Origin of the sequence: Actinomadura livida (genome assembly GCF_014648675.1) — a bacterium.
GTDB classification, from domain to species: domain Bacteria; phylum Actinomycetota; class Actinomycetes; order Streptosporangiales; family Streptosporangiaceae; genus Spirillospora; species Spirillospora livida.
On the sequence record NZ_BMRO01000012.1, the window covers coordinates 93,060 to 119,215 of the forward strand.

At 71.8% G+C, this 26,156-nt stretch carries 25 protein-coding genes; 8 read left to right on the plus strand and 17 right to left on the minus strand.

All coding sequences use genetic code 11. The features are described 5' to 3' along the window. Positions 1-13: 13 nt before the first annotated feature. Positions 14-1,486, minus strand: a complete 1,473-nt coding sequence (locus IEZ03_RS26830; RefSeq protein ID WP_184879957.1) for a flavin-containing monooxygenase — start codon at positions 1,484-1,486, stop codon at positions 14-16. Positions 1,487-1,642: 156 nt separating this feature from the next. Between IEZ03_RS26830 and IEZ03_RS26835 the strand changes: the two genes are divergently transcribed. The 5 genes from IEZ03_RS26835 to IEZ03_RS26850 all read left to right on the plus strand — a co-directional run bounded on the left by IEZ03_RS26835 (position 1,643) and on the right by IEZ03_RS26850 (position 8,213). Next, a complete protein-coding gene (locus tag IEZ03_RS26835; RefSeq protein WP_184879955.1) occupies positions 1,643-2,230 on the plus strand; it encodes a TetR/AcrR family transcriptional regulator in 588 nt (195 codons plus the stop codon). Positions 2,231-2,356: 126 nt separating this feature from the next. After that, entirely contained in the window at positions 2,357-4,216 is a 1,860-nt protein-coding gene (locus tag IEZ03_RS26840; RefSeq protein ID WP_184879952.1) for a hydroxysqualene dehydroxylase, read from the plus strand. A 131-nt stretch (positions 4,217-4,347) separates the two neighbouring features. After that, a complete protein-coding gene (locus IEZ03_RS38190; protein WP_229808601.1) occupies positions 4,348-5,412 on the plus strand; it encodes a hypothetical protein in 1,065 nt (354 codons plus the stop codon). Between the two features lie 232 nt (positions 5,413-5,644). Continuing rightward, the gene (locus tag IEZ03_RS26845) at positions 5,645-6,526 is read left to right on the plus strand and encodes an oxygenase MpaB family protein (protein WP_229808624.1); all 882 of its coding nucleotides are present in this window, start codon (positions 5,645-5,647) and stop codon (positions 6,524-6,526) included. Positions 6,527-6,605: 79 nt separating this feature from the next. Beyond that, entirely contained in the window at positions 6,606-8,213 is a 1,608-nt protein-coding gene (locus IEZ03_RS26850) for a right-handed parallel beta-helix repeat-containing protein (protein WP_221480544.1), read from the plus strand. Between the two features lie 94 nt (positions 8,214-8,307). On the opposite strand, the gene IEZ03_RS26855 is transcribed toward IEZ03_RS26850, so the two are convergent. The 6 genes from IEZ03_RS26855 to IEZ03_RS26875 form a co-directional block, all read right to left on the minus strand. After that, a complete protein-coding gene (locus IEZ03_RS26855; RefSeq protein WP_184879950.1) occupies positions 8,308-9,624 on the minus strand; it encodes an ABC transporter substrate-binding protein in 1,317 nt (438 codons plus the stop codon). A gap of 4 nt (positions 9,625-9,628) precedes the next feature. Further along, on the minus strand, positions 9,629-10,699 hold the full coding sequence (locus tag IEZ03_RS26860) for a branched-chain amino acid ABC transporter permease (RefSeq protein ID WP_229808602.1): 1,071 nt from the start codon (positions 10,697-10,699) through the stop codon (positions 9,629-9,631). After that, complete coding sequence (locus IEZ03_RS26865) at positions 10,696-11,577, minus strand: branched-chain amino acid ABC transporter permease (RefSeq protein ID WP_184879948.1); 882 nt, start codon at positions 11,575-11,577, stop codon at positions 10,696-10,698. Before IEZ03_RS26865 ends, IEZ03_RS26860 begins: the two co-directional genes overlap by 4 nt. A 2-nt stretch (positions 11,578-11,579) precedes the next feature. Next, positions 11,580-12,365 carry an ABC transporter ATP-binding protein gene (locus IEZ03_RS26870; protein WP_184879946.1) on the minus strand — a complete coding sequence of 262 codons (786 nt, stop codon included), beginning with the start codon at positions 12,363-12,365 and terminating at the stop codon, positions 11,580-11,582. Next, complete coding sequence (locus IEZ03_RS38640) at positions 12,362-12,490, minus strand: hypothetical protein (protein ID WP_268248562.1); 129 nt, start codon at positions 12,488-12,490, stop codon at positions 12,362-12,364. Before IEZ03_RS38640 ends, IEZ03_RS26870 begins: the two co-directional genes overlap by 4 nt. 121 nt (positions 12,491-12,611) lie before the next feature. Beyond that, the gene (locus IEZ03_RS26875) at positions 12,612-13,370 is read right to left on the minus strand and encodes an ABC transporter ATP-binding protein (protein WP_184879944.1); all 759 of its coding nucleotides are present in this window, start codon (positions 13,368-13,370) and stop codon (positions 12,612-12,614) included. Between the two features lie 219 nt (positions 13,371-13,589). On the opposite strand from IEZ03_RS26875, the gene IEZ03_RS26880 reads away from it, so the two are divergent. After that, positions 13,590-14,948, plus strand: coding sequence for a PucR family transcriptional regulator (locus IEZ03_RS26880; protein ID WP_184879942.1), 1,359 nt, complete (start codon positions 13,590-13,592; stop codon positions 14,946-14,948). Beyond that, on the plus strand, positions 14,935-16,461 hold the full coding sequence (locus IEZ03_RS26885) for a long-chain-fatty-acid--CoA ligase (protein ID WP_184879940.1): 1,527 nt from the start codon (positions 14,935-14,937) through the stop codon (positions 16,459-16,461). The genes IEZ03_RS26880 and IEZ03_RS26885 overlap by 14 nt, the downstream gene beginning before the upstream one ends. Here IEZ03_RS26885 and IEZ03_RS26890 read toward each other — a convergent pair. Next, positions 16,456-17,121: a dienelactone hydrolase family protein gene (locus IEZ03_RS26890; protein ID WP_184879938.1), complete on the minus strand. Its 666-nt coding sequence runs from the start codon at positions 17,119-17,121 to the stop codon at positions 16,456-16,458. The two genes, IEZ03_RS26885 and IEZ03_RS26890, sit on opposite strands and share 6 nt — an antisense overlap. A gap of 164 nt (positions 17,122-17,285) precedes the next feature. Here IEZ03_RS26890 and IEZ03_RS26895 point away from each other — a divergent pair, with 164 nt between their 5' ends. Next, positions 17,286-18,467 carry a cytochrome P450 gene (locus IEZ03_RS26895; RefSeq protein WP_184879936.1) on the plus strand — a complete coding sequence of 394 codons (1,182 nt, stop codon included), beginning with the start codon at positions 17,286-17,288 and terminating at the stop codon, positions 18,465-18,467. Positions 18,468-18,500: 33 nt separating this feature from the next. Here IEZ03_RS26895 and IEZ03_RS26900 read toward each other — a convergent pair whose 3' ends face one another. From IEZ03_RS26900 to IEZ03_RS26940, 9 genes are all read right to left on the minus strand, one after another. Further along, a complete protein-coding gene (locus IEZ03_RS26900; RefSeq protein ID WP_184879934.1) occupies positions 18,501-19,301 on the minus strand; it encodes an SAM-dependent methyltransferase in 801 nt (266 codons plus the stop codon). 245 nt (positions 19,302-19,546) lie between these two features. Further along, entirely contained in the window at positions 19,547-19,984 is a 438-nt protein-coding gene (locus IEZ03_RS26905) for a hypothetical protein (RefSeq protein WP_184879932.1), read from the minus strand. A gap of 56 nt (positions 19,985-20,040) precedes the next feature. Further along, the gene (locus tag IEZ03_RS26910) at positions 20,041-20,451 is read right to left on the minus strand and encodes a PGPGW domain-containing protein (protein ID WP_184879930.1); all 411 of its coding nucleotides are present in this window, start codon (positions 20,449-20,451) and stop codon (positions 20,041-20,043) included. 177 nt (positions 20,452-20,628) lie between these two features. Beyond that, the gene (locus tag IEZ03_RS26915) at positions 20,629-20,799 is read right to left on the minus strand and encodes a hypothetical protein (protein ID WP_184879928.1); all 171 of its coding nucleotides are present in this window, start codon (positions 20,797-20,799) and stop codon (positions 20,629-20,631) included. Positions 20,800-21,002: 203 nt separating this feature from the next. Next, positions 21,003-22,613 (minus strand): monocarboxylic acid transporter, encoded by a 1,611-nt coding sequence (locus tag IEZ03_RS26920; protein ID WP_184879926.1) that lies wholly within the window; start codon positions 22,611-22,613, stop codon positions 21,003-21,005. After that, a complete protein-coding gene (locus tag IEZ03_RS26925; protein ID WP_184879924.1) occupies positions 22,610-22,972 on the minus strand; it encodes a DUF485 domain-containing protein in 363 nt (120 codons plus the stop codon). The genes IEZ03_RS26920 and IEZ03_RS26925 overlap by 4 nt, the downstream gene beginning before the upstream one ends. Positions 22,973-23,129: 157 nt before the next feature. Then, a complete protein-coding gene (locus tag IEZ03_RS26930) occupies positions 23,130-24,857 on the minus strand; it encodes a sodium/solute symporter (RefSeq protein ID WP_184879922.1) in 1,728 nt (575 codons plus the stop codon). 31 nt (positions 24,858-24,888) lie between these two features. Next, positions 24,889-25,254 (minus strand): DUF485 domain-containing protein, encoded by a 366-nt coding sequence (locus IEZ03_RS26935; RefSeq protein WP_229808603.1) that lies wholly within the window; start codon positions 25,252-25,254, stop codon positions 24,889-24,891. Between the two features lie 104 nt (positions 25,255-25,358). After that, positions 25,359-26,114: a LytR/AlgR family response regulator transcription factor gene (locus IEZ03_RS26940; protein WP_184890313.1), complete on the minus strand. Its 756-nt coding sequence runs from the start codon at positions 26,112-26,114 to the stop codon at positions 25,359-25,361. Positions 26,115-26,156: the final 42 nt, after the last annotated feature.

The following is a 26,156-nucleotide window of genomic DNA, read 5'->3' on the forward strand; positions in this document are numbered from 1 at the left end:
ACGCACCGGCCCCTCACACCGGCTCCACGTGGTAGTCGGACGGGGCGAGGCGGCGGGTGCGGCGGCGGTAGCCGGTCATGAAGCCGGGCCAGTTGTTGGTGTTGCGGCGGTCGGCGTCGAGGTACCAGCTGTCGCAGCCGCCCTGGTTCCACACCGACGTGCTGAGGCTGCGCTGCGCGGCGGAGTCGAACCCGTCCAGGACGTCGGCGCGGACCTCCAGCGACTTGGCGCCGTCCGCGAGCAGGCGGGCGGCCTGGACGATGTAGGCCATCTGGCTTTCGAGCATGTGGACGATGGAGCCGGAGCCGACGTTCGTGTTGGGCCCGTACATGAGGAAGAAGTTGGGGAAGCCGGTGACGGCCATGCCGAGGTAGGCGCGGGCGCCGTCCTTCCAGGCCGCGTTCAGTTCCTGGCCGTGCAGGCCGATGACGCGCATGGGCGCGACGAAGTCCTGGGAGCGGAACCCGGTCGCCCAGATGAGGGTGTCGGCGGGATGGTGCCCGCCGTCCCCCGTGCGGAGGCCGTCCGGCGCCACCTCGGTGATGGGGCTGTCGACGACCCGCACGTCGGGCCGGTTGAGGGTCGCGTAGTAGTCGCTGGAGGTCAGGATCCGCTTGCAGCCGGGCTCGTAGCGGGGCCGCAGCCGTTCGCGCAGGCCCCGGTCGCGCACCGACAGGAGCGCGAACCCGCACATCGCGCGGATGTGCGCGGACAGCAGGCGGCGGCCGCGCGGCGCGACCAGCGCGGGGTTGAGCAGCAGCTCGAACCACAGGAAGATGCCCAGCCGGGAGAGCTTCTGCACGGCCGGGAGGCGGTGGTTCAGGGCGCGCCGCCAGCGCGGGTAGACGCGGTCGGGCTTGCGGCTGATCCAGTGGGATTCCAGCTGGAAGATCGTCGTCTCGGCCGCGTCCGGGGCGATGAGCGGCACGAACTGGATGGCGCTCGCGCCGTTGCCGACGACCGCGACCCGCTTCCCGCGCAGGTCGTGGCCATGGTCCCAGCGGGCGGAGTGGAAGACGGTGCCGGCGAAGGAGTCCAGGCCGGGCGGCTCGGGGACGGCGGGGTTGCTGAGCTGCCCGCACGCCGCGACCAGGAGGTCGAAGTCGTGCCACGCCCCGTCGCGCAGGTGCACGCGCCAGTTCCCCGCTCCCGGCACGTATTCCGCGTGCGCGACCTCGGCACGGAACCGGATGTGCGGGAGGATGCCGTACTTGACGGCGCAGTGCCGCAGGTAGCCGAGGATCTCCGGCTGCTCGGCGAAGCGGCGGGACCAGTCGGGCTTGGGCTCGAAGGAGAAGGAGTACAGGTGGGACGGGGCGTCGCAGGCGGCACCGGGGTAGGTGTTGTCGCGCCAGACGCCGCCGAGGTCGTCGGCCTTCTCGAACACGGTGATGTCGGTGAAGCCCGCCCTGCGCAGGCCGATGGCCAGGCCGATCCCGCTGAACCCGCTCCCGACGATGGCGATGGACGGTTCCCTGCGTCCCATGCGCGGCTCCCTGCTCTTCCCGGCTCGCCGGCGGGCGCCCGCGCCGGCGCGGCAGGCCGCACCGGCGCACGCCGATAACCGACACTTCTGTCGGTTAGAGTGAAGGCAAGGCGAGAGGGAGTCAAGACGGTGGCGGAAACAAATCCCAAAACGAGAATGCGCGGCCCGGCCCGCAAGGCGCTCATCACCGAGGCCGCGCTGGAGATATTCGCAGACAAGGGCTACCACGCCACCTCGCTCGGCGAGATCGCGAAGGCGGCGGGCGTGGCGCGGACGGTGCTGTACGACCATTTCCCGTCCAAGCGGGTGCTGCTGCTGGCGGTCGTGCAGGAGCAGAACACCGCGCTGGTCGAGTACGTGGGCGCGCGGATCACCGGCGCCGGCCCGCCCCGGGAGCGGATGCGGTCGACCATCGACGCCTACTTCAGCTTCGCGCAGAGCAGGCCCGCCGCGCGCAAGCTGCTGTTCGACCGCGCGAACGAGGACGATCCGGAGATCACCACCGTCCGGCAGGGCATCCGGGAGGCGCGGACCAGGGCGGTGACGGCCCTGCTCGGCAACGACATCCGCACGACGGTCGGCCGGGACCCGCACGAGCCGATCGCCGAGGCGATGGTGGAACTTCTCATCACCGGTCTCGACGGCGTCGCCCAATGGTGGGAACGCCACCCGGACATGCCCAGATCGACGCTGGTCGAAGGGGCGATGCGCGTCCTCTGGACGGGTCTCGGCAACGCCGAATAGCGCGGGCACTTCTGGCATCTTCCGGCCACCGCGGGGCTTGACGCCCCCCGGTGGCTTCCGCATAGTTGGGGTCCACTCGTAACCGACACGAGTGTCGGTTAACCCCCACCCCGTGAGGAGTGCGCCGTGGAGGACAGGACCCCATCGCAGCCCGAATCGCAGCCCGAGCCGAAAGAGAACAGCGGCGGGAGCGGCGTCGGCCGCCGCGAGTTCGTCACCGGAGCGATCGCGGCGGCCGGCGCGGTCGCGGCGAGCGGGGCGCTGGGCGGAGGCACCGCGCACGCGGCCGCCCCCGCCGCCCAGCACGCCGGGCGAACACGCAGATTCGCCGCCGGCCGCCGCGTCGCGATCTTCGGCGGCGGCATGGGCGGGCTCAGCGCCGCCCAGGAGCTCGCCGAGCGCGGATTCCAGGTCACCGTCTACGAACGCAAGGCGTGGGGCGGCAAGAACCGCAGCATCCCCGTGCCGAACACCGGCACGGGAGGCCGCAAGGACCTCCCGGGCGAGCACGGGTTCCGGTTCTTCCCGGGCTTCTACCAGAACCTGCCCGACACCATGAGCCGCATCCCGCTGCCCGGCGGCGGCAACGTCGCCCAGAACCTGGTGGCGGGCAAGGAGGTCAGCGCCTACTACAACGGGACCAAGGTCGTCCTGCCCGCCGCCGGCAGCATCATCGGCACGCTCAGCCCCGAGTCGCTGCTGAACTTCCTCAGCACCGGGATCAACGTGCTCGGCAAGGTCCCGGCCTGGGAGGTCGGCTACTTCCTGCAGAAGATGATCGCCTTCGTCACCAGCGGTCCGAAGCGCCGGTTCCAGCAGTGGGAGTACATGAGCTTCTCCCAGTTCGTCAACGCCCAGAAGATGTCCAAGCCCTACAACGAGCTGCTGGTCGACATGTTCACCGGCACCCTCGTCGCCGCCAAGGCCGACAAGGCCGGCGCCCACACCATGGGCAAGATGGCGGAGGCCTGGGTCTACAGCACCCTGGGCCTCGGCGGCTACAAGGAGCCCGACCGGCTCCTCAACGCCCCCACCAACGAGTCGCTCATCGACCCGTGGATGAACTACCTGCGTTCGCTGGGCGTCACCTTCCAGATCGACGCGACGCTGGAGCAGCTCACCGTCCAGGACCGGCAGATCGCCGGTGCCCGGGTCCGGGGGGCGAGCGGCGTCGTCGACGTCCAGGCCGACTACTACGTGCTGGCGGTGCCGCTCGAACGCGCGCTCCCGCTGCTCAACGACGACGTCATGGCCGTCGACCCGTCGCTGCGGTCGCTGCGCGAGCTGACGACCGACTGGATGAACGGCATCATGTTCTACCTGCGGCAGCCGATCAACCTCGGCAGAGGCCATGTCGCCTACGCCGCCCAGCCCTGGGCGCTGACCTCGATCAACCAGGGGCAGTTCTGGAAGAACACGAACATCAGCCGCACCTACGGCAACGGCGAGGTCAACGACATCCTGTCGATGTGCATCTCGGCCTGGGACGTCCCCGGCATCCTCTACGGCAAGCCGGCCCGCGAGTGCACCCACGAGCAGATCTTCAACGAGGTCAAGGCCCAGCTCCGCGCGGCCATCCCGTGGGGCCCGATCGTCCTCAACGACTTCAACATCCACTCGTACTTCATCGACCCGGCCATCACCGGCAACGGCACCCCGAACGTCGCCAACGAGGAGCCGCTGCTGATCAATAAGCCCGGCTCCTGGAACCACCGCCCCGAGGCCACCACCGCCCTGCCCAACCTGTTCCTGGCCTCCGACTACGTGAAGGCCGACATCAACCTGGCGACCATGGAGGGCGCCAACGAGGCCGGACGCAAGGCCGCCAACGGAATCCTGGAGGCGTCCGGAGTCAACGAGACCCCCGCCAAGCTCTTCAAGATGTACCTGCCCAACGAGTTCAAGGGCTTCTACGACGACGACGACCGCCGCTTCGACCGCGGCGAGGCCAACGCGTTCGACCTCTGGGACCCGGTCAAGCCGTGATCCCCGGCAAGCCCTGACCCGCCACCCGGCCGGTCACCGGCACCCCCACCCCACCCCACCCGATGCCGCCGCCCGCGGCCCGGCTCCGCGCGCCAACCGGCCGGGCCGCGGGCGGCACGGAGGGCTTCGCCATGTCCGTCCAGTACCAGCTCCTCGCGTTCCTCTCCACCGGCGTCTACTTCGCCGGGCTGGCCTTCTTCAAGAAGGCCGCGGCCGAGATGCCTCCCCTCCAGGGGAGCCGTCCGTGGCACCTGGCCCGGACCCTGCTCACCAGCGGGGCCTGGGTCACCGGCGCGGCCGTGCTCGGCGCCGGAGCCGCCGTCCAGGTGGCGGCGCTGACCGGCCTGTCGCTGTCCGAGGCGCTGCCGCTGTTCCTGGCCGGGCTGGGCGTGCTGGTCGCCCTCGCCGTACTGGTCCTCGGCGAACGGCTCACCGCGCGCGAATGGGGCTGCGCGGGGCTGCTGGCCGCGGCGGCCGTCCTGCTCCTGAGCGCCACCCCGGGGGGCGACGCCGCGGCCGGCGGCGAAACGCCTCCGGCGCCGCTGGTCGTGGCCGTCGCCCTGCCCTCGCTGCTGGTGCCCTGCATCATGTTCCTGGCGAGCGACCGGGCCCGCAGAGGCGCCCACGCCCGGCCGCTGACGGGGGTCGCGCTCGCCATCAACGTGGGGCTGCTCACCGGAACCAACGAGCTGATGCTGCGGGGGGCCGCACCCCTCACCGACGGTCCCGGCGCCCTTGCCGGGACTCCCTACCTGTACATCTTCGCGGTCGCGGCGCCGCTGGCGATGGGCCAGCTCCAGATCGCGCTGCAGCGCAGCCGCCTGGTGGTCGTGGGGCTCGTCGCCACCGCGACGGCGAAGACCTACCTGCTCCTCCTGGCCACACCCCTCTACGGGGACCCGTGGCCTTCCGAAGGCGACCGAGCGGCACTGGCCCTGGCGCTGACGATCCTGGCCATCGCCGCCGTCCCGCACCACGAACCCCGAGACACCGCACCCCGAGACACCGCCGTCCGAGATTCGGCCGAACGACCGGAAGGAACGCATGGACCGCATGGACCACCAGCAGCGCCTGCAGCACCCCGCCTGGATGTCGAAACCTCCGTGGCCCCTCGTCCTGCGTCATCTGGCCTCTGGGGACATCCGGGCGACTCCCGCGCAGCTCACGGTGTTCCGGTCGTTCGCCGAGGCGGGTGACCCGCCGGCGGACGCGGTCGCGGAGATGATCGCGAGACTCCCCGGCGGCACCGGCCGGCGGCTGTTCGAACGCGCCCTGCACGAGGGCATCGACGCCGTCGACGACCCGCCGCGCGAGCTGGTGGCCTTCTTCGCCGAGGTCGACGCCGTCCCGTACTGGGTGGACGCCGACCGGCTCGAACGCGGCGCCAGGGTCATCGCCCGCACCGGCCTGCTAGGGCTCGCGATGGTGATGCCGTGCACGTCCCTCTACGGGGGCTACCTGGCCTCCCGCGCCAACAAGACCCTCGTCCGCACCGGCGACCTCGACTCCATGGCGCCGCGCCGGCTGGCCGAGACGGCGAGCTGGTGGGTGGACGTCACCACCCCCGGCGGGCTCGGCAGGTTCGACACCGGCTTCAAGCAGACACTCCGGGTCCGCATCATGCACGCGCAGGTGCGCGCCGCGATGCGGCGGCGCGACGACTGGGACCAGGAGGCGTGGGACGCGCCCATCAACCAGGTCCAGATGGCCGGGACACTGCTGCTGTTCTCCCTGGTGATGCTGCTCGGCTCGCGCGCCCTCGGGCTCCAGTTCTCCGCAGCCGACCGGGCCGCGGCCATGCACCTGTGGCGCTACGTGGGCCACCTCATGGGCGTCCACCACGACCTGCTCCCCGCCACGGAGGCCGACGCTTGGCGGCTGCTCTGGCTGGAGGGCGCCACCGAGTTCATGCCGGACGACGACTCGCGGCGGCTCGCCCGGTCGCTGCGGGACGCGGCGGCCCCGCTGCTGCTCCCGCCCCGCCTGAAGGACTCCCCCCTCGCCCAGCGCCTGCTGACGAACTACCTGTTCTCCTACAGCCGCATCGTCCTCGGCAAACGCAACGCCGACTTCCTGGGGGCGCCCGACCAGAAGGCGTACCGGGCCGCCGTCCTCGGCACCTCCACCGCGGTCTTCGCCCTGGAGAGCGTCCGGCGGGTGGTGCCCGCGGCCACCCGGTTGAGCGAACGCATCGGGCAGCGCCGCCGCACCGCGCTCATCCGGCGCATGCTGCTGGAACAGCACGGCGACCGCACCCACAGCCGCATGGACGGCCGCAGTCCCGGGGGCCGGGCCCTCAAGGGCGCCTGACGTCGCGCCGGTGGCCCGATGTGGCCGATGGGTCGGATGGGTCTGGGCAAGATCCCGAAAGGCGTTCATATTCCCGGTCATGATGGGCAAGCGCGTCTCGCGCACCGCAGTCGCCGCACTCGCGTTCGCCGTGGCCCTGGGGCTGATGGCGGCCCCGGCCCTCGGCCACGCCGAGCGCGAGGTCAGATTCCCGGCGGGGACGGGCAAGGTCCCGACGTACCGCACGGCGCCGGCATCGCCAAGGCTGGTGGTGTGCAAACCGGAGTCCGCCGGGCTGATCGAGAGCTATTCGGGGTGGTTGCGGACGCTCAACGAACGCCTCCTCGCCGAGTGCTCGTACCGGCACATCCAGGCCGCGGTGAACGACGTCACCGAGCGCGGCACGACGATCTACGTGCTGCCCGGCACGTACCGCGAGGAGCCGAGCCGCGCCGAACCGAGCCCGGAGTGCGCCCCGCTGGAAGGGAAGGACCTGCTCAGCTACGCCGAGCAGTACGCCTGCCCCAACCTCCAGCAGCTCGTCGCCGTCTTCGGGGACGAGACGCCGGGCGACGACGACCGCACGTGCGACAGCCCCCGCTGCGACCTCCAGCTGGAGGGCACCGGCCGCGAGATGACCGACGTCGTCATCGAGGGCGGGTTCCAGTCCGACGGGACGTGGGCGAAGCTCAACGGAATCCGCGCCGACCGCGCCGACGGCTTCTACCTGCGCAACATCACCACCCAGCTGTTCGAGTTCAACGGGGTGTACATCCTGGAGCAGGACGGCTTCGTGATCGACCGCGCGCTGGCCCGGTGGAACGAGGAGTACGGCTTCCTCACCTTCGCCAGCGACCACGGCCTCTACACCGACTGCGAAGGCCACGGCAACGGCGACGCCGGCATCTACCCGGGGTCGGCCTCACCGCTCAACGGCCGCCGCCACTCCATCGAGATCCAGCGCTGCGACTCCCACCACAACGCGCTCGGCTACTCCGGCACCGCCGGGGACTCCGTCTACGCGCACGACAACACGTTCCACCACAACTCGGCGGGCGTCTCGATGGACAGCGCCTTCCCCGGCCACCCCGGCCTGCCGCAGAACCACGCGACGTTCGAGAACAACCTGATCTACAGCAACAACGTCAACTACTACGGCAACGTCTGGGACGGCACCTGCGCCAAGCTCCCCCGGGACCGCGGCCACGAACGCGGCGTCGTGTGCCCCGCCCCGCCGGTCCCGGTCGGCACCGGCCTCCTGCTGGGCGGCGGCAACGACAACAACTACGCCCACAACCGCCTGTACGACAACTGGCGCAGCGGCTTCCGGCAGATCTGGGTGCCGGCCCCGCTCCGCGGCGAGAACGACCTGCTGAAGTTCCGCGACACCTCGCACCGCAACCGCTACACCGGCAACGCCTTCGGCGTCGCGCCGGACGGAAGGGTCCTGCCCAACGGCCTGGACGTCTGGTGGGACGAGCAGGGCGACGGCAACTGCTGGCAGGGCAACACCTCGTCCTGGGGCACGGTCAGATCCGACCCGGCCACCCTCCCGGACTGCGCCCATCCGTCCGGCTGGACGATCTTCTCCCCCTTCGGCAACCTCCTGAAGGTCCTGGCCGCCCTCCCCTGCTCCGAGTACGGCCGCGACAAGCCCCGCCCCGAAGGCTGCGACTGGTTCGACACACCCCCGCGCCCCACCCCGTGACAAGGACCTAATCCAGCCAGGAATAGCGCACCGGCCCGGCCGCGCGGGGCGGCCGGGCCGGTGCCGGGGGTGGGACGGGGCGGGACGGGAGGGATCAGTCTCCGAGGGGGCCGAAGACCTTGCGGGTGTCGATGACCTCGCCGGTCAGCGTCCAGCGCTCACCCTCGAACTTCATCATCTGCATCGCCTCGATCGGGAAGCCGTCATCGGGGCCGGTGCTCATCTTCACGCCGGGCAGCAGCATCGGCACCTCGACGTCCTTGAGGTTGCGCATCGAGTCGCGCAGGCCCTCGCGGGTCTTGCACTCGGCGGCCTCCAGCGTCTTGTGGAAGCTGGTCGCCACCGCCCAGCCGAACGCGTGGTACGGGACGTTCGGGTCGGCGCCCGGCGAGTACTGCTTCATCTTGTCCCGGTAGAGCTTCATCTCGGCGTCGTCCGCCCACTGCGGGTCGTTCGGGTCCTTGTAGTACGTGGACGACACGACGCCCTGCACGTTCTTGAACCCGACCGGCTCCAGCACCGTGACGGACGCGGCGACGTTGTTCAGGATGTGCAGCGGGTTCCAGTCCGTGATCTTCGCGTCCGCGGCCAGCGCCTGCGAGCCGAACTTCGGCGTCGTGACGTTGAGGAACACGTCGGCGCCCGAACCCGCGAGGTCGCGCATCTGCGCCTCCACGCTCGGGTCGGTGACCTCGTAGCTCTCCTCCTGGACGATCTTGATCTCGCTGCCCTCGATCGCCTTCTTGAAGCCGTCCAGCAGGTCCTTGCCGAAGTCGTCGTTCTGGAACAGGACCGCGACCTTCGCCTTCGGCTTCTCCTGCTTGAGGTGCTGGGCGTACACCCGGGCCTCGGAGACGTAGTTGGGCTGCCAGCCGATCGTCCACGGGTGCTTGTCGTCGGTGCCCCACTTGCTGGCGCCGGTGGCCACGAAGATCTGCGGCACCTTCCGCTGGCTGGTGTAGTCCCACGTCGCCGTCGTCGAGGGGGTGCCGAGCGTCTGGAACAGCGCGAACACCTGCTCCTGCTCGACCAGCCGGCGCGCCTCCTCCACGGCCTTCGGCGGCTGGTAGCCGTCGTCGCGGACGACGAACTCCACCTGCCGGCCGTCGACGCCGCCCTTCTCCTTGTTGACGTAGTCGAAGTACGCCTTGATGCCCTTCGGAATGGCGCCGTACGCGGAGGCCGGGCCGGACAGCGGGTAGATGCCGCCGAGCTTCAGCGACGAGTCGGTGATGCCGGTCGTCTGCTGGCCCTCGCACGCGCCGGTGGCGGTGCCGCCGTCGTCACCGTCGTCCCGTCCGCCGCAGGCCGCCGCGGTGGTCGCCGCCAGCAGCACGGCCGCCGACACCGCCGTCCCCCGCCGCAGCCTGCCGCCGTTTCCTGATCGGCCGCTTCCCAATGGTCGACGCATGCCCTTACCCCTTCCGGAGGATCCTGTTAGAGCGGGTCTTGTTGAACCAGTGCGCGGCACGCCCCGCCAGCCCGGCGAGCCCGGTCGGGGCGACGTACATCACCGCGATGATCAGCAGCCCGAAGATGACCCCCGGCGCCGCCTTGTTGATGTCCTGGGACCAGCTCGGCACGAACATCACGAACAGCCCGCCGAGCAGCGGTCCCCACGTCGACCCCAGCCCGCCGACCACGATCCCGGCAAGCAGCGTGATCGAGAGGTTGACGGTGAACGAGTCGGGGGACACGAACCCGATCGTCCACGTGTAGAGGCAGCCGGCCGCGCCCGCGATCATCGAGCTCCACGCGAACGCGCGCCGCTTGTAGGAGGCCGGCCGCACGCCCATGACCTCCGCCGCCGTCTCGTTGTCGCGGACGGAGTGCATCGCCCGGCCGACCCGGGAGCGCAGCAGGTAGTGCACCACCAGGAACGCCAGGACCGTCCCGGCCAGCGCCAGGAAGTACAGCCACTGGTCCTGGGCGAGGCCCGTCCACGCCGGGGGCTCCGGCTTCTCCAGGGTCAGCCCCATCGAGCCGCCGGTCACCGACTCGAACCGCTTGAGCAGCGGGACGAGGAAGATCGCTATCGCCAGCGTCACCAGCGCCAGGTAGAGCCCGCGCAGCCGGGTCGCGGGCACCCCGAAGGCGTACCCGAGCACGAACGCCACCGCGGCCGCGAGCGGGAACGTCACCGGGTAGGGCAGGTCCCAGTGGTACATCATGACGGCCGTCGAGTACGCGCCGACCGCGAAGAACGCCCCGTGCCCCAGGGAGATCTGCCCGGCATGGCCGACCAGCAGGTTCAGCCCGACCAGCGCGACCGCGTAGACCATCACCATCGTGAGCTGGAAGACCCGGAACGGCACCAGCTGGAACGGCGCCGCCACGGCCAGCAGCAGCAGCGCCCCGAGCGCGAGCATCCGCCAGTTCCGCACGGCGTACCCCGCCACTCCCGGCGGCGTACCGGAGCCCCCCTTGACGGCCTCTGCGGCCCCCGCGGCTTCCGTGGTCTCCGTAGTGTCCGTGGACTCACTCATGCTCGCTCCACCACCGCTCGTCCGAACAGGCCTTGGGGGCGCAGCAGAAGGACGCCGAGGATGATGGCCAGCGGGACGCCGATCTTCAGATCGGAGCCGATGAAGTCCACGTAGGAACCGGCCAGGGTCTCGGCCACGCCGACGATCAGGCCGCCGACCACCGCGCCCAGCGGGCTGTCGAACCCGCCGAGGGTGGCCGCGGCGAACGCGTAGATCAGGACGCCGCCCATCATGTTGGGCTCCAGGAACAGCAGCGGCGCGACGAGGACCCCCGAGACGGCGCCGACCAGGGCGGCGAGGCCCCAGCCGAACGCCAGCGTCCAGCCGACGCGGATGCCGACCAGCCGGGCCGACTCGGGGTTCGTGGCGACCGCCCGCATCCCGAGGCCGATCTTGGTGTAGCGGAACATCAGGTACAGCAGGCCCATCACGCCGCCCACCACGGCGAGGACGCCGAGCGTGGAGTAGGCGAGGCTGACGCCGCCGGCCTGGAGCGCGCCGCCCGGGAACGGATTCGGAAAGTCCTTGATCAGGAACGACCAGATCCAGCCGGCCGCGGCGTTGACGAAGATGAACAGGCCCACGGTCACGATCACCAGGGTCAGCTCGGGCGCCCCCTCGACCGGCCGGATGATCACCCGTTCGATCAGCATGCCGCCGACGAACGAGATCGCCAGCGTCAGCACCAGCGCGAGCCAGAACGGCAGGCCCGCGTCGATGAACGTCCACGCGATATAGGTCGCGAACATGGCCAGCTCGCCCTGCGCGAAGTTGACGATGCCGGTGAACTGGTAGATCAGCACGAGCGCGAGCGCCAGGCTCGCGTAGATCGCGCCGGCGCCCAGGCCCCCGACGAACTGCTGCACGAAGTCGGCCATGGCTAGATCCGGTATCCGAGGTAGGACTGGGCGACCTGCTCGTCGGCCTTGATCTCGCCCGCCGACCCCGACAGCACGATCCGGCCGCTCTCCAGGACGTGCGCCTGCCCGGCGATGTCCAGGGCGAGATGGGCGTTCTGTTCCACGACGACCACGGTGGTCCGCTCCTCCTGGTTGATCGATCGGACGATGCCGAACAGCTCCCTGGTCACCATGGGGGCCAGGCCGAGGGACGGCTCGTCCAGCAGCAGGACCCGGGGCCGCGACATCAGCGCCCGCCCGATCGCGAGCATCTGCTGCTCGCCGCCGCTGAGGCTGCCCGCCGCCTGCTTGACCCGCTCCTTCAGCACCGGGAAGTGGCCGTACACCCGTTCCAGGTCGGCCTGGACCTCGGCCCGGTTCCGCCGCGCGTACGCGCCGAGCCGCAGGTTCTCCTCGACCGTCAGCGGCATGAACGTGCCGCGGCCCTCGGGGACGTGCGCCACCCCGCGCCGCGCGACGGTGTCCGGGGAGCGCCCCGACAGCGTCGTCCCGTCGAGCCGGACGGAGCCGCGCCCGCGGACCATCCCGCACAGCGCCCGCAGCAGCGTCGTCTTGCCCGCCCCGTTCGGGCCGAGGATCGCGCAGATCTCACCCTCGCCGACCCGCAGGCTCACCCCGTGCAGCACCCGCACGGCGCCGTAGCCGGCGTGCAGGTCGTCCACCACCAGAAAGTCCCGGTCGCCTCCCGCCGCGCTGACCGCGCCCTGCTCCTCCTCGGCCTTCGGGCCGTTCTCCGGCTCGCTCATGCCGTGCCTCCCGCGAGCCTCCGGGGCGCCTCCCGGCGCCGCCTTCCCTCGTCGCTCCGGTCGCTCGTCCCCCGCTCCCTGCGCTCCTCAGTCCAGGCGACGCCGCGCCCCTCCGGCTCGCTCATGCCGTGCCTCCCGCGAGCCTCCGGGGCGCCTCTCGGCGCCGCCTTCCCTCGTCGCTCCGGTCGCTCGTCCCTCGCTCCCTGCGCTCCTCAGTCCAGGCGACGCCGCGCCCCTCCGGCTCGCTCATGCGGCGGTCCCCAGGTAGGCCTCGATGACGGCGGGGTCGCGCTGGACGTCCTCGGGCGAGCCCTCGGCGATCTTCTTGCCGAAGTCCAGGCAGATGACCCGGTCGCAGGTCCCCATCACGAACCCCATGTGGTGCTCGACGACGATCACGGTGACGTCGAAGTCGGTGCGGATCGACTGGAGCCAGCCGGCGAACTCGTCGATCTCGCCGTGGCTGAGGCCGTTGACGGGTTCGTCCAGGAGGAGCAGCCGCGGCCGGGCGGCCAGCGCGCGGGCCAGCTCGACCCGCTTGAGGGTGCCGAACGGGAGCCCGGCGGCCGGGTGGGCGGCGACGTCCGAGAGCTCCAGCCGCTTGAGCAGCTCGTCGGCCTCGTCGCGCAGCCTGCGCTCCTCGCTCCGGACGGACGGCAGCCGCAGGCTCGCGCTGACGAACCCGGCCCGGCCGTGGTGGTGCGCGCCGACCATGACGTTGTCCCGCACGGACATCCGCGGGAAGAGCCCGAGGTTCTGGAAGGTGCGGGCGATGCCGAGCGCCGCGATCGCGTGCGGGGGCACGGCGAGCAGGTCCCGGCCCTCGTAGGCCACGCTGCCCGCGTCCGCCTCGTAGCGGCGGGTCAGGCAGTTGAACAGGGTGGTCTTGCCGGCGCCGTTCGGTCCGATCAGCCCGACCATCTCGCCGCCGCGCACCTCGAAGCCGACACCCCCCAGTGCGGTGATGCCGCCGAAGCGGACGGTAAGATCGTGAACCTCCAGCATCCGGCCTCCTGAGCGCGGGGTGCGTCGGTGGCGCCGCGGGCGGTCACCACAGAACGGTGTTCTGGAGCAGGGGCCCTCACCGTAAAATCCGCCGCTCAGCGCGCACATTGGGCACGGGAACCCAAGATGTGACCTGGGTATTGTCCGCACCGCACAGCGTCCGTCTCGGACGTGTTACGGACCGTTGACGCTGGGAGGATAGCCAGCAATCATCCGGACATGTCCGCTGCATTCAGCACGGGAACGCTCAGCGATACGGAGAACCTCCGTACCGAACGCGCACGAATACTCGCCGAGCTGCTCGACGCAGTCGACGAACTGGCGGACAGGGCCGTCGAGACCATGCGGAGGGAGATCCCCGCCTACGAGGCGAGGGGCTCGGAGTTCCGCGCCGACGTGCGGGAGCAGGTGGGCCGGCACTACCGCACCAAGCTCGCCGTGCTCATGGAGGAGCGCACGGTCACCTTCGAGGACATCGCCTTCACGCGCCGCGCGTCGATGCGCCGCGCCCAGTCCGGGTTCGACCTGGCCGACTACATCAACGCCTTCCGGGTCGGGCAGCAGGTCTTCTGGGAGGCGGTGGTCGAGCACGCCGGCCGGTCGTACGCCGGGCACGAGGCGGCGCTGACGATGGCGTCGCCGCTGATGCGGTACTGCGACTTCGCCAGCACCCACGCCGCCAACGCGTACGCGGAGTTCCAGCAGTACGCCGCCGCGGAGAGCGTCCGGGAGAGCCGCGACCTGGTGGAGCTGCTGCTCTGCGGTGAGGCCCCCACCCGCGGGCCGCAGCTCGCGACCGCGCTCGCGCACGGCCTGAACCCCGACTCGCGCTCCCCGCTGGTCGTGGTGGCGGCCGTGCTGGTCGGGCCGGACGTCAAGGCGGACGCCCGGCACGCCGCGTGCGCGGCGATCGCCCGGTCCGGGATCAGCAAGCACCGCACGCTCGCGGTCGTCCGGCAGTCGGAGATCGTGGCCGTGCCGGCGCTCGGCCCCGGCGGCGACCCGGAGCGGCTGTGCGACCGGCTCCAGTCCGTCCAGGAGAACCTCCTCGCCGAGGGCATCGTGCTGGCGATGGGCATCAGCACCGTGGTCGAGGCCATGGCGCAGCTCCCCCGCGCCTACGAGGAGGCCCGGGGCGTGCTGGAGTACCTGCCCGAGGACGGCGGCGTGGCGGCACTGCCGCGGATCTCCCCGTTCGAGTACATGGCGCTGCGCGCCGACGACACCGCCCGGCACCTGGTCGACCCGCGGGTCAGCGACCTGCTCGCGGAGGACCGGATGCGCGGGGGCGTGCTGACCGCGACGATCCGCGCGTTCGCCGCCGCGGACCTGAACCTGCGCGCCGCCGCCGAGCGGCTGCAGATCCACCACAACACCGCCCAGTACCGGCTCCGCCGCATCCAAGAGCGGACCGGGCGCAACCTCCGGCACTTCACCGATCTCGTGGATCTGCTGGTCGCCATCGCCCTCCAGGACGTGTTGCCACCGGCCAACAATCCCGGGCGAAAAAGACTGGTCTCCGCGACCAATGAGACGGACGGGACCGCCGACGTACCGTCGGCCCATGAACCTCGCTGAGCGGCTCCGCGCCGCCGCCGAACGGCTCGGCGGGCGCACGGTTCTCACGCTTGACCGGGAGGAGCTCAGCTACCGGGCGCTGGAGGTGATGAGCGCGCGGATGGGTGTGCTGCTGCGGCGGCGCGGGATCCGGCCCGGCGACCGGGTCGCGGTGATGCTCCCGAACGTGCCCGAGTTCGCCGTCGTGTACTACGGGGCCCTGCGGATGGGGGCGGTGGTCGTCCCGCTCGATCCGCTGCTGAAGCGGCGGGAGATCGCCGCCTACCTCGACGACAGCGCGGCCCGGCTCGTGATCGCCTGGCACGCGTACGCCGAGACCGTCGAGGCGGGGACGGCCGGGACGCGCGCCGACTACATGTTCGTGGTGCCCGGCGAGTTCCGCAGGCTGCTGCGCACGATGCCGCCCGACCACGACGCCGCCGTCCGGGCCGCGGACGACACCGCGGTGATCCTCTACAGCGCCGGGACGACGGGCCGGGCCAAGGGCATCGAGTTAACCCACGCCAACCTCGGCAGCAACGCGGATACGGCGGCGCGGATGCTCGCGCTCGGGGTGGACGACGTCGTGCTCGGGGCGCTGCCGCTGTACCACGCGTTCGGCCAGACCTGCGCGCTCAACGCCACGATCTGGGCGGGCGGCAGGCTCACCCTGCTCCCCCGGTTCGAGGCGGGCCGGGCGCTGGAGGTCATCCGGCGGGACGGCGTGACGGTGTTCCACGGCGTCCCGGCGATGTACATCGCGCTGCTCGACCAGCCGGGCGTGTCCGACCTGTCGCTGCTGCGGGTCTGCGCGTCCGGCGGCGCGGCGCTGCCGCTGGACGTGCTGCGCGCGTACGAGACCCGGTACGGCTGCCCGATCATCGAGGGCTACGGGCTGTCGGAGACCTCCCCGCTGTCGGCGTCCAACCGCGGCGGCGCCGGCCGGCGGGTGGGGTCGATCGGCCGGCCGGTCCGCGAGGTGGAGATGCGGGTGGTCGGCGACGACGGCCGCGAGCTGCCGCACGGCGAGATCGGGGAGATCGTCGTGCGCGGGCCCAACGTGATGAAGGGGTACTGGAACGACCCGGCGGCGACCGCGGAGGCGGTCCGCGACGGCTGGTTCCACACCGGCGACCTTGGCCGCGAGGACGACGACGGGTTCTTCTTCCTCGTCGACCGCCGCCGCGACGTGATCATCCGGGCGGGCTACACGGTGTACCCGCGGGAGGTCGAGGAGGTCCTGTACGAGCATCCCGCGGTCCGCCAGGCCGCCGTCGTCGGGTTCCGGCACCCGGAGGTCGGCGAGGAGATCGGCGCGGTGGTGGTGCTGCGCGCCCCGGCTAGCGCGGAGGACCTGCGCCTGTGGGTGAAGGAGCGGGTCGCCGCGTACAAGTACCCGCGGCGGGTCCGGTTCGTGGACGAGATGCCGACCAGCCCCACCGGCAAGATCCTCAAACGCGCACTCGGGCTGACGTTCACCGTGCCGGACGACGCCGGCGGCCCGCTCGCCCAGGCCCGGAACCAGCCGTCATGACACCGCGGCACCCTGGTGCAGGTACCGGTCGAACCACCGGGCGGCCATGGCCGTCACCTGCTCCAGCGTGCCGGGCTCCTCGAACAGGTGCGAGGCGTGCGGGACGACCTCCAGCCGGTGCTCGGCGGCGCGCATCCGGCCCGCCGCGTCGTCGTTGAGCCGCAGCACCTGAGGGTCCCGGGCGCCGACGATCAGCAGCACCGGTGCGGTGACCCGTTCCAGCGCGTCCCCGGCGAGGTCCGGGCGGCCGCCGCGGGACACGACGGCCGCGACGCGTCCGGGGCGTTCCGCCGCCGCGGCCAGCGCCGCCGCCGCGCCGGTGCTCGCGCCGAACAGCCCGACCGGGCGGCCCGCCGTCGGGGGCGCGGCGGCGAGCCAGTCGATCGCCCCCGCCAGCCGCCCGGTCAGCAGCCCGATGTCGAAGCGCAGCTCGCCGGTGCCGGCGTCGAGCTCGCCCTCCCGGGCGGTGAGCAGGTCGATCAGCAGCGTCCCGATGCCCGCGTCGTTGAGGCCGGCGGCGACGGCCCGGTTCCGCGGGCTGTGCCGGGAGCTTCCGCTGCCGTGCGCGAACAGCACCACGCCGGCCGGCTCGTCCGGCAGCGCCAGGTCGCCGGGCAGCGACGCGTCCGCAAGATCGATGGTGACCTCGGCGATGTCCATGCCGCGGGCGTACCCGTCCCCCGGGTGCCCATGCCGCGGGCGACGTTGCCCGTGCCCCGCGAGCCGGGCGCCGGTGACCGCTATCGGCCGCGGACGATCATGAGCGGGCAACGCGGGGACGAATTGGGAAAACCTGGGCATCCCAGGCGGCAGGGAGGCCGGAGATGGGCGTGACGTTCAACCCCTACGACTTTCACGAGGTCGACGCGGACCCGTATCCGGTGTACGCGCGGCTGCGCGAGGAGGCGCCGGTCTACCGCAACGAGGAGCTGGACTTCTGGGCGCTGTCCCGCCACGCCGACGTCGTCGCCGCGTTCCGCGACGCGGCCCGGTTCTCCTCCGCCAACGGGCCGCTGCTGGAGCGGCGCGCCTGGGGGCCGCAGGCGCGCAAGGCGATGTCGTTCATCGCGATGGACCCGCCCGAGCACACCCGGATGCGCCGGCTGGTGTCCCGCGCGTTCACGCCCCGGCGGATCGCGGAGCTGGAGGGCCGGATCCGCGAGATCGCCCGGCGGCACGTCGCGGCGGCGCTGGAGCGCGGCGGGTTCGACCTGATCCGCGACATCGCCGCGCCGGTGCCCACCGACGTCATCTCCGAACTGGCGGGCGTCCCCGAGGCCGACCGCGCCGAGCTGCGCCGGCTCGGCGACGCCGCGCTGCACCGGGAGCCGGGCACGCAGGAGATCAGCCGGGAGGGCGCCGCCGCCCTGCTGGAACTCGTCGGGCACTTCGCGGCGCTGGTGGCCGACCGGCGCCGGGAGCGGCGCGACGACCTCACGTCCGCGCTGCTCGACGCCGCCGCGGACGAGGACCCGCTGACCGACGAGGAGATCATCGCGTTCCTGCATCTGCTGGTCGGGGCGGGGAACGAGACGACCACGAACCTCATCGGCAACGCCGCCTACTGGGCCTGGCGGCACCCGGAGCAGCGCGCCAGGGCGTTCGGGGGCCGGATCGCCGCGTGGGTGGAGGAGACGCAGCGCTACGACACCGCCGCGCCGACCCAGCTGCGCACCCTCACCGAGGACGTCGAGCTGCACGGGACCCGGATGCCGGCCGGCGCCCGGGTCATGCTGCTGCCCGGCGCGGCCAACCGGGACCCGCGGGTCTTCGACCGGGCGGAGGAGTACGACCTGGACCGGGACACGAGCGAGCTGGTGAGCTTCGGCAGCGGCCCGCACTTCTGCCTCGGCGCCGCACTGGCCCGCATGGAGGCGCGGGCCGTGCTGTCGGAGCTGGTGGAGCGGGTGGCCGGCTACGACCTGGACCCGGCGGCCGGGTCGCGCCGCCAGTCCATCTACATCAGGGGGTTCGCGTCCCTGCCCATGACGGTGACGACCCGCTGACCGGCTAGCGGACCGGGGGTCGCGGGCCGCCGGTCAGGGTTTGCGGGCCACCGCGCCGAGCCAGACGTTGCGCAGGTCCTCGCGGATGTCCGAGGGGTCCGGCGCGTGCCATTCCGAAATGCACGCCAGACCCGGATCGACCGGGACCAGGCCGTCGAAGAACCGTTCGATATCGCGACGGGCCCTGGGGTGCATGGGGGCGTTGCTTTTCGCGAACACGTCCATTCCCGAGCGGTTGTCGTCGGGCCGCGTCCGGCGCACCTCTTCGTCGGTTATGTGCGAGATGACCAGATGACTGCCCGGGCCCATGGCGTCGGTGAGCACCCGCACGGCCGCGTGCGGATCGTCCTCGTCAGGAATGAAATGCAGGACGCCCGTGACGAGCACGCACAGCGGCTCGTCGAAGTCGATCAGGCGGCGGGTCTCGGGGTGCTCCAGGATGCGCTCCGGCCGCCGCAGGTCCTCCGCGACGACCGCGACCGCGCCGGGATCGCCGGTGAGCAATGCGCGGGCGTGGGCGCAGACCGTCGGGTCGTTGTCGACGTACACGACCCGCGAGCCCGGCGCGTGCCGGTACGCGATCTGGTGGACGTTGTCCATGGTGGGGAGACCGGTGCCGACGTCGAGGAACTGGCGGACCCCGTAGCCGGCCACCAGCTGCACGGCCCGCCCGATGTACTCGCGGTGGTTGCGCGCGTACAGCGGCGACAGCGGCTCGACCTCGGTCAGCCGCGCGACGGCCTCCCTGTCGGCGGCGAAATTGTCCTTGCCGCCGAGCATGGCGTCATAGATCCGCGCGATGTTGGGGACGCCGGGTTCCAAATTCAGTTGCACGAAGTCTCCGTGATCCCGGAAGGAGAACGCCACAGTATCCCCAGCCGGAACACCGCTCCACCACAATACCGAAACGGCCCATTCCGGCCGCGCATTCGGTGGAAACGGGTGGTCCCGGCTCCCTTGACCTGAGCCGGGACCGCCCACGGGAGCGCCCGCCACCCCCGGGGCGGACGCCGCGTCGAATGCAGCCGCTGCCAAATGCGGGCGCCGTCAATTGCCGGAATCCGTCAAAGCGAGCGCCACTAGGAGTAGACGTTGTCGGCCTCGTGCTCGCTCTCCCTAGATCGCCGCACGGTGAAGAAGCCGATCAGCGCGGCGATCGCGGCGACGAGCTCGCCGGCCAGGCTGATCGTCTTGTCCGCGTACCACGACGGGTCGTACATGCGCGGGATCGGCCCGAGCTGCCCGAAGTCGACGAAGTAGTAGAGCAGCACGGCGCCGGCCGCGCTCGCGGCGACCAGGAACGCCAGCGCGTACGTCCATCTCCGCGCCCACACCAGCACGAGAACGGCCGCCACCGCCGCCGCGATCGCCTGCGCGTAGAAGAGGTCGTCCCCGGCGATGGTGCCGCTCGGGGTGTTGGGTCCCGGCGCCATGTCAGGCGCGAAACGCCAGTGGATGACGGCGTCCGCCGCGAGTCCCGCGGCGACGAGTAGTCGAAGAACAATGCCCATACCCATGGCACGGCCATACCCCGCCCACGGATCAAAGCGCGGAAAAATTTCTCCGGATCCGGTCAACCGGCGCGCCGGGCCCTGACCCGGCGATGGCTCCAGACCAGGAGGGCGAACAGGATGATGCCCGACAGGATCAGGCCCAGGCCGGTGCTCCACCCGCTGAGCGGCAGCCGCTCCTCGACGATCCAGAGGACGCCCGCGCCGAGCAGCACCAGGCCGGTGAGCACCGAGCCGGTGAGGCGCCACCACGAGGTAACGCTCTCCTCGGCCGCCTGGATCGCCCGGACCCGCACCGGCTCGACGAACCGCTCCACCGACGGAAGCGCGCGGGCGAGGATCAGCAGGCCCGCCAGGACGAGCAGCATCCCCGGACCCGGCAGGACCAGCAGCGCGACCCCCGTGAGCAGCACGCAGCCGCCGAGGACGGCCAGCGCCCCGCGTGTGGCGTGCCTGCCGTAGCTGCGCCTCATCCGTGCCTCCCCCGTCGGCCTCCGCCGTCCGTACTGCGTCCACGTTACCGACGCCGGCCGGTCACAAAAAGATCTTGCCTCCGGCGGCGGCCGCCGCTAAAGGGAGATAAGCCCGGCACATGCGGCACCCCGCCGCACCGCCATGGGAGGGCGGGGGCACCGCGCGGTCCCGGACGCTCAGATGGGGTAACGCGTGGCCTCGTCGACCTCCGTGCTCCCGGGATCCGCGATCACCTGCGGTTTCGGCGGGACCTCCTGCCCGGCGACCACGTCCTCCAGGGCGATGCGCGGGGGCAGGGCCCGCCACCGGTCGCCGCCGCTCTCCCGCACCAGCCGATCTTCGCTCATACAACCATCATGCGCGCACCGGCGGCATTTCGGTACGGGCGACGGCCACGAACGATCCCACCGCCGGAAAAGGGGCGGCCCCGCCCCGGGGCGGGGGGGCGGGGCCGCGGGCCGCGCGGGACCGGGCGACGGTCACCCGCGCGGCGGGTCCGGGTGGACGGCCCGTCCCCGGCGGCCCTGTGATCCGCCGGGAACGGGCGGGGTCAGTGCTTCACCGCCTTCTCCGCGCCCGCCCCGGTGAGGGAGCGGACCTCGATCTCGGCGTACTTCTCCGCGTTGTACTCCTTGCTGAGCACGGTGCCGACGAAGCCGCACAGGAAGCCGACCGGGATGGAGATGAGTCCCGGGTTCTGCAGCGGGAACCAGCTCCAGTCGGAGTCGGTGAACAGGGCCTTCTCGGAGCCGGAGACGACCGGGGAGAAGATGACCAGGAACAGCGCCGCGCCGAGGCCGCCGTAGATCGCGGAGACCGCGCCCGCGGTGTTGAACCTCTTCCAGAACAGGCTGTAGAGGATCGCGGGCAGGTTGCCGGACGCCGCGACCGCGAACGCCAGCGCGACGAGGAACGCCACGTTGAGCCGCTGGGCGTAGATGCCGAGGACGATCGACACGGCGCCGATGACCAGGGCGGAGATGCGGGCGACGCGGACCTCGTCCCGCTCGGTGGCCTTGCCCTTGCGGAACACGTGGGCGTACAGGTCGTGGGCGAACGACGACGAGGAGGCCAGGGTGAGGCCCGCCACGACCGCCAGGATGGTGGCGAACGCGACCGCGGCGATCACCGCCAGCAGGATCGTGCCGCCCGCGTCGCCGAACATGATCTCTCCGATCTTCTCGGCGAGCTGCGGCGCGGCGGTGTTGCCCGCCTCGTTGACCCTGGAGATCTCCTCGCTGCCGACCAGCGCCGCGGCGCCGAAGCCGAGGACGAGGGTGAACAGGTAGAAGGTGCCGATGAGGCCGATGCCCCACATCACGGACTTGCGGGCGTCGCGCGCCGTCGGGACGGTGTAGAAGCGGATCAGGATGTGCGGCAGTCCCGCGGTGCCGAGGACGAGCGCGAGGCCGAGGCTGATCAGGTCCAGCTTGCCGGTGAGGCCCTGCTCCTCGGTGCCGTAGCGCAGGCCGGGCTCCAGGAACGCCTCGCCCTTGCCGCTCTGCTCGGCGGCGTCGTTCAGCAGGCTGGACAGGTTGAAGCCGAACTCGGTCAGCACCAGCAGCGTGACCAGCGCCGCGCCGGTCATCAGCAGCACGGCCTTGACGATCTGCACCCAGGTGGTGCCCTTCATCCCGCCGAACACCACGTACACGATCATCAGGACGCCGACCAGCGCGATCGTGGCGCCCTTGGCGAACTCGCTGGTGAACCCGAACAGCAGGGCGACCAGGGCGCCGGCGCCGACCATCTGCGCCAGCAGGTAGAAGATCGACACGGTGATGGTGGAGACGCCGGCGGCGGTGCGGACCGGGCGCGGGCTCATCCGGAACGCCAGCACGTCGGCCATCGTGAACCGGCCCGAGTTCCGCAGCAGCTCGGCGACCAGCAGCAGCGCGACGAGCCAGGCGACCAGGAACCCGATGGAGTACAGGAAGCCGTCGTAGCCGTACAGGGCGATCAGCCCGGCGATGCCGAGGAAGGACGCGGCGGACATGTAGTCGCCGCCGATCGCCAGGCCGTTCTGCGGCCCGGAGAAGGAGCGGCCGCCGGCGTAGAAGTCCGTGGCGTTCTTGGTGTTGCGGCTCGCCCACACGGTGATCGCCAGGGTGGCCGCGACGAAGACGAGGAACAGCAGGATCGACAGTGTCTCGTTGCTCATCGGGCGTCCTCCGCGGTTCCGGCGCCCTGCGCCTCCTCCGCCTCGATGTCGCCGCGGATCTTGTCGGCGAGCGGGTCGAGGCGTCGCCCGGCGTGCCGCGAGTAGTAGTAGGCGATGCCGAACGTGGTGACGAACTGCAGCAACCCGAAGACGAGCGCGACGTTGATCGCGCCGAACAGCTCCGTGCCCATGAAGCCGCGCGCCCAGCCCGAGAGCACGACGTAGAGCAGGTACCAGGTGAGGAACGCGACGGTCATCGGAAATGCGAATCTGCGGAATCTGGTGCGGAGTTCCTGGAACTCCGCGGTGCCCTGGAACCGTTGGTAGACGGTGCCGGAGGCGTTCTTATCGATGGACACGACCGCCCCTCCTCTGTTGTGACGCCGGTCACGCGCCACCGTATGGACGTCCCGGGGGCCGAGCGAGGGGACAGGCGCGGGGCTGCGGTCAGTCGCCGTTCATCGTCGGCGGTCTGCGGGCATCGTCGGTGAGCGGTTCATCTGGCGCGACGAACGGTCACACCCGCTTCGGCCGCCAGGTGCCGCGGTCGACGGCGAGCGACTCCGGAGTGTGCAGGCGCACCATCATCCGCGCGACGCCGCGCGGCACCCGGCCGGGCGTGCACAGCGACACGACGATCATGGTGGCGAACGCGGTCGGGACGCTCCACGCGGCGGGTTCGGCGAGCAGCGCCCCCAGCAGCCCCTCCGGCGGCCCGGCGGCGATCGTCACGATCACCGCGGTGCCCGCCAGGACGCCGCCGGCGATGAGGCCGGCGAGCGCGCCGGGGACGGTCAGCCGCCGCCACCAGACGCCGAGGACGAGCAGCGGGCAGAACGTGGACGCCGCGACGGCGAACGCCAGCCCCACGACGTCCGCGACGGGCAGCGCGCGCGCCGCGATGGCCAGCGCCAGCGGGACGACGAGGGCGAGCAGCGTCCCGGCGCGGAACGAGCGAACCCCGCCGCGCAGTATGTCCTGCGCGATCACCCCGGCGACGGACACGGTGATCCCGGACGAGGTGGACAGGAACGCCGCGACCGCGCCGCCGGTCACCAGCGCGCCGAGCAGGTCGCCGCCGACTCCGCCGATGAGGCGGCCGGGCAGCGTGAGGACGACGGCGTCCGCCCGCCCGGTCATCAGCAGCTCGGGCGTGTAGAGGCGGCCGAGCGCCCCGTAGACGGCCGGGAGCAGGTAGAAGGCGCCGAGCAGCGACAGCACCATCACGGTGGTGCGGCGCGCGGCCCGCCCGTCGGGGTTGGTGTAGAAGCGGACGAGGACGTGCGGGAGCCCCATCGTTCCGAGGAACGTGGCCAGGATCAGCGAGTACGTGGCGTAGAGGGAGTGGGGGTGGCCGTCCAGCGGCATCGCCCACTGGCGGTCGGTGGTGGCCGGCCGGTCGCTGACGTGCGGCACCTCGGCGCCGGCCGGGAACGTGACGGACGTGTTCTGCGCGATGTGGTGCCGTCCGGGCCCCAGGGTCAGCGGGCCGTTCTCGTAGGGCTGCCCGTCCACCCGCCCGTCCACGACGACCTGGACGGGGTCGACGACGTCGACCGTGACGGCGAGGCCGACGGAGACGGTGGTCCGCTCCGCGAACTGCGGCGGCGTGTCCGCCGCCAGGCCGGGCGCGCCGTCGTACCGCCACGCCAGCAGCAGGAAAACCAGCGGGACGGCGAGCGCGGTGAGCTTCATCCAGTACTGGAACGCCTGGACGAGCGTGACGCTGCGCATGCCGCCGACGAGGACGTTCACCGCGACGACGACGGCGACGAGGACGCCGCCCGTCCACACCGGCGCGCCCGTCACCGTCCGCAGCACCAGCCCGGCGGACTGGAACTGCGGCAGCAGGTACAGCCAGCTGATCAGCACGACGAGGATGCTGGCGACGCGGCGCACCGCCATCGACTCCAGCCGCGCCTCGGCGAAGTCGGGCAGCGTGTACGCGCCGGAGCGGCGCAGCGGCGCCGACACGAGCACGAGCAGGATCAGGTAGCCGCCCGTCCAGCCGACGGGGAGCCACAGCATGTCGGCGCCGTAGGCGAGGATCAGCCCCGCGATGCCGAGGAAGGACGCGGCCGACAGGTACTCGCCGCCGATCGCCGACGCGTTGCGCAGCGGCGTGACCGTGCGGGACGCGACGTAGAAGTCGGACGTGGTGCGGGAGATGCGCCCGATCACGCCGATGAGCACGGTGGCGACGACGACCAGCAGCACGCCGGCGAGCCCGTACGCGGTGTTCATGGCGCGCTGTCGTTCATCGGCGCTTCGTCGTTCATGGCGCGTCGTCGGGGGACGGGGGCCTGTCGACGAGTTCGGCGAAGTCGTCCTCGTTGCGCTCGGCCTGCCGGACGTACCACCAGCCGCACACGACGAACCACGGGTAGATCAGCCCGCCGAGCACCACCCACGGCAGCGGGATGCCCAGCACGGTCTTCTCGCTGAACTCCGGGAACACCGCGAACAGCAGCGGCAGCCCGACGACCACCGCGGCCAGCACGAGGCACAGCCCCACCGCGAGCCGGAGCTGGGCGCGCAGCAGCGAGCGCATGTAGGCCTCGCCGAGCCGGGTCTGCTCGTCGATCTCCCGGGTGACGGGGTAGCTGGGCCGGCGGACGGCCCGGGTCCGCGGCCCGGTCACCAGCACCCGGCCCGGCGCGATGCCGTGCGGCCGTTCACCGGCGCTCGGCGGGCCGGGGCTCGGGGAGCCGGCGCCGGGGTCGCCGGGGCTCGGGGGGCGGGAGCTCAGGGGGACCGCCTCGCCCTCCGCACGAGCACGTCGCGCAGCTCGCGCACGTGCCTGCGGCTCACCGGCAGCTCCGCGTCGCCGACCAGCACGGTGCAGCGGCCCGAGTCCAGCCGCAGCTCCCGGATCGCCGACAGCGCGACCAGGTGGCTGCGGTGCACCCGGACGAACCCGGCGCCGGTCCAGCGCTCGCTCAGCGCGGCCAGCGGGATGCGGACCAGGTGGCTGCCGGACGAGGTGTGCAGCCGCGCGTAGTCGCCCTGCGCCTCGACGTACAGGACCTCGGCGGGGGTGACGAACCGGGTCACCCCGCCCAGCTCGACGGGCAGCGGCTCCGGTTCGGCCGGGTCGGCCTCGTCGTCCTCGGGCTCGTCGGTGGCCTCGATGACGCGCCTGATCGCCTCGTTGAGCCGCTCGGGCCGCACCGGCTTGAGGATGTAGTCCGTCGCCTTGATCTCGAACGCGTCGACGGCGTGGTCCTCGTAGGCGGTGACGAAGACGATCTGCGGCGCGCGGGCGAACTGCGCGAGCACGCGGCCGAGGACGGTGCCGTCCAGGCCGGGCATCCGGATGTCGAGGAAGACCGCGGCGATGGGCCGCCCCTCGGCGAGGGCCCGGTCGAGCTTGCGCAGCGCGGCGGCGCCGTCCCGCGCCGTGTGGATCTCGCCGATCCGCGGGTGGGCGCGCAGCAGGTGGACGAGGTCGTCCAGCGCGGGCGGCTCGTCGTCCACCGCGAGGACACGTAGGCCCACCACATCGTCCTTTCCCACGTCGCACGGACATTCCAGTCAAAGGAC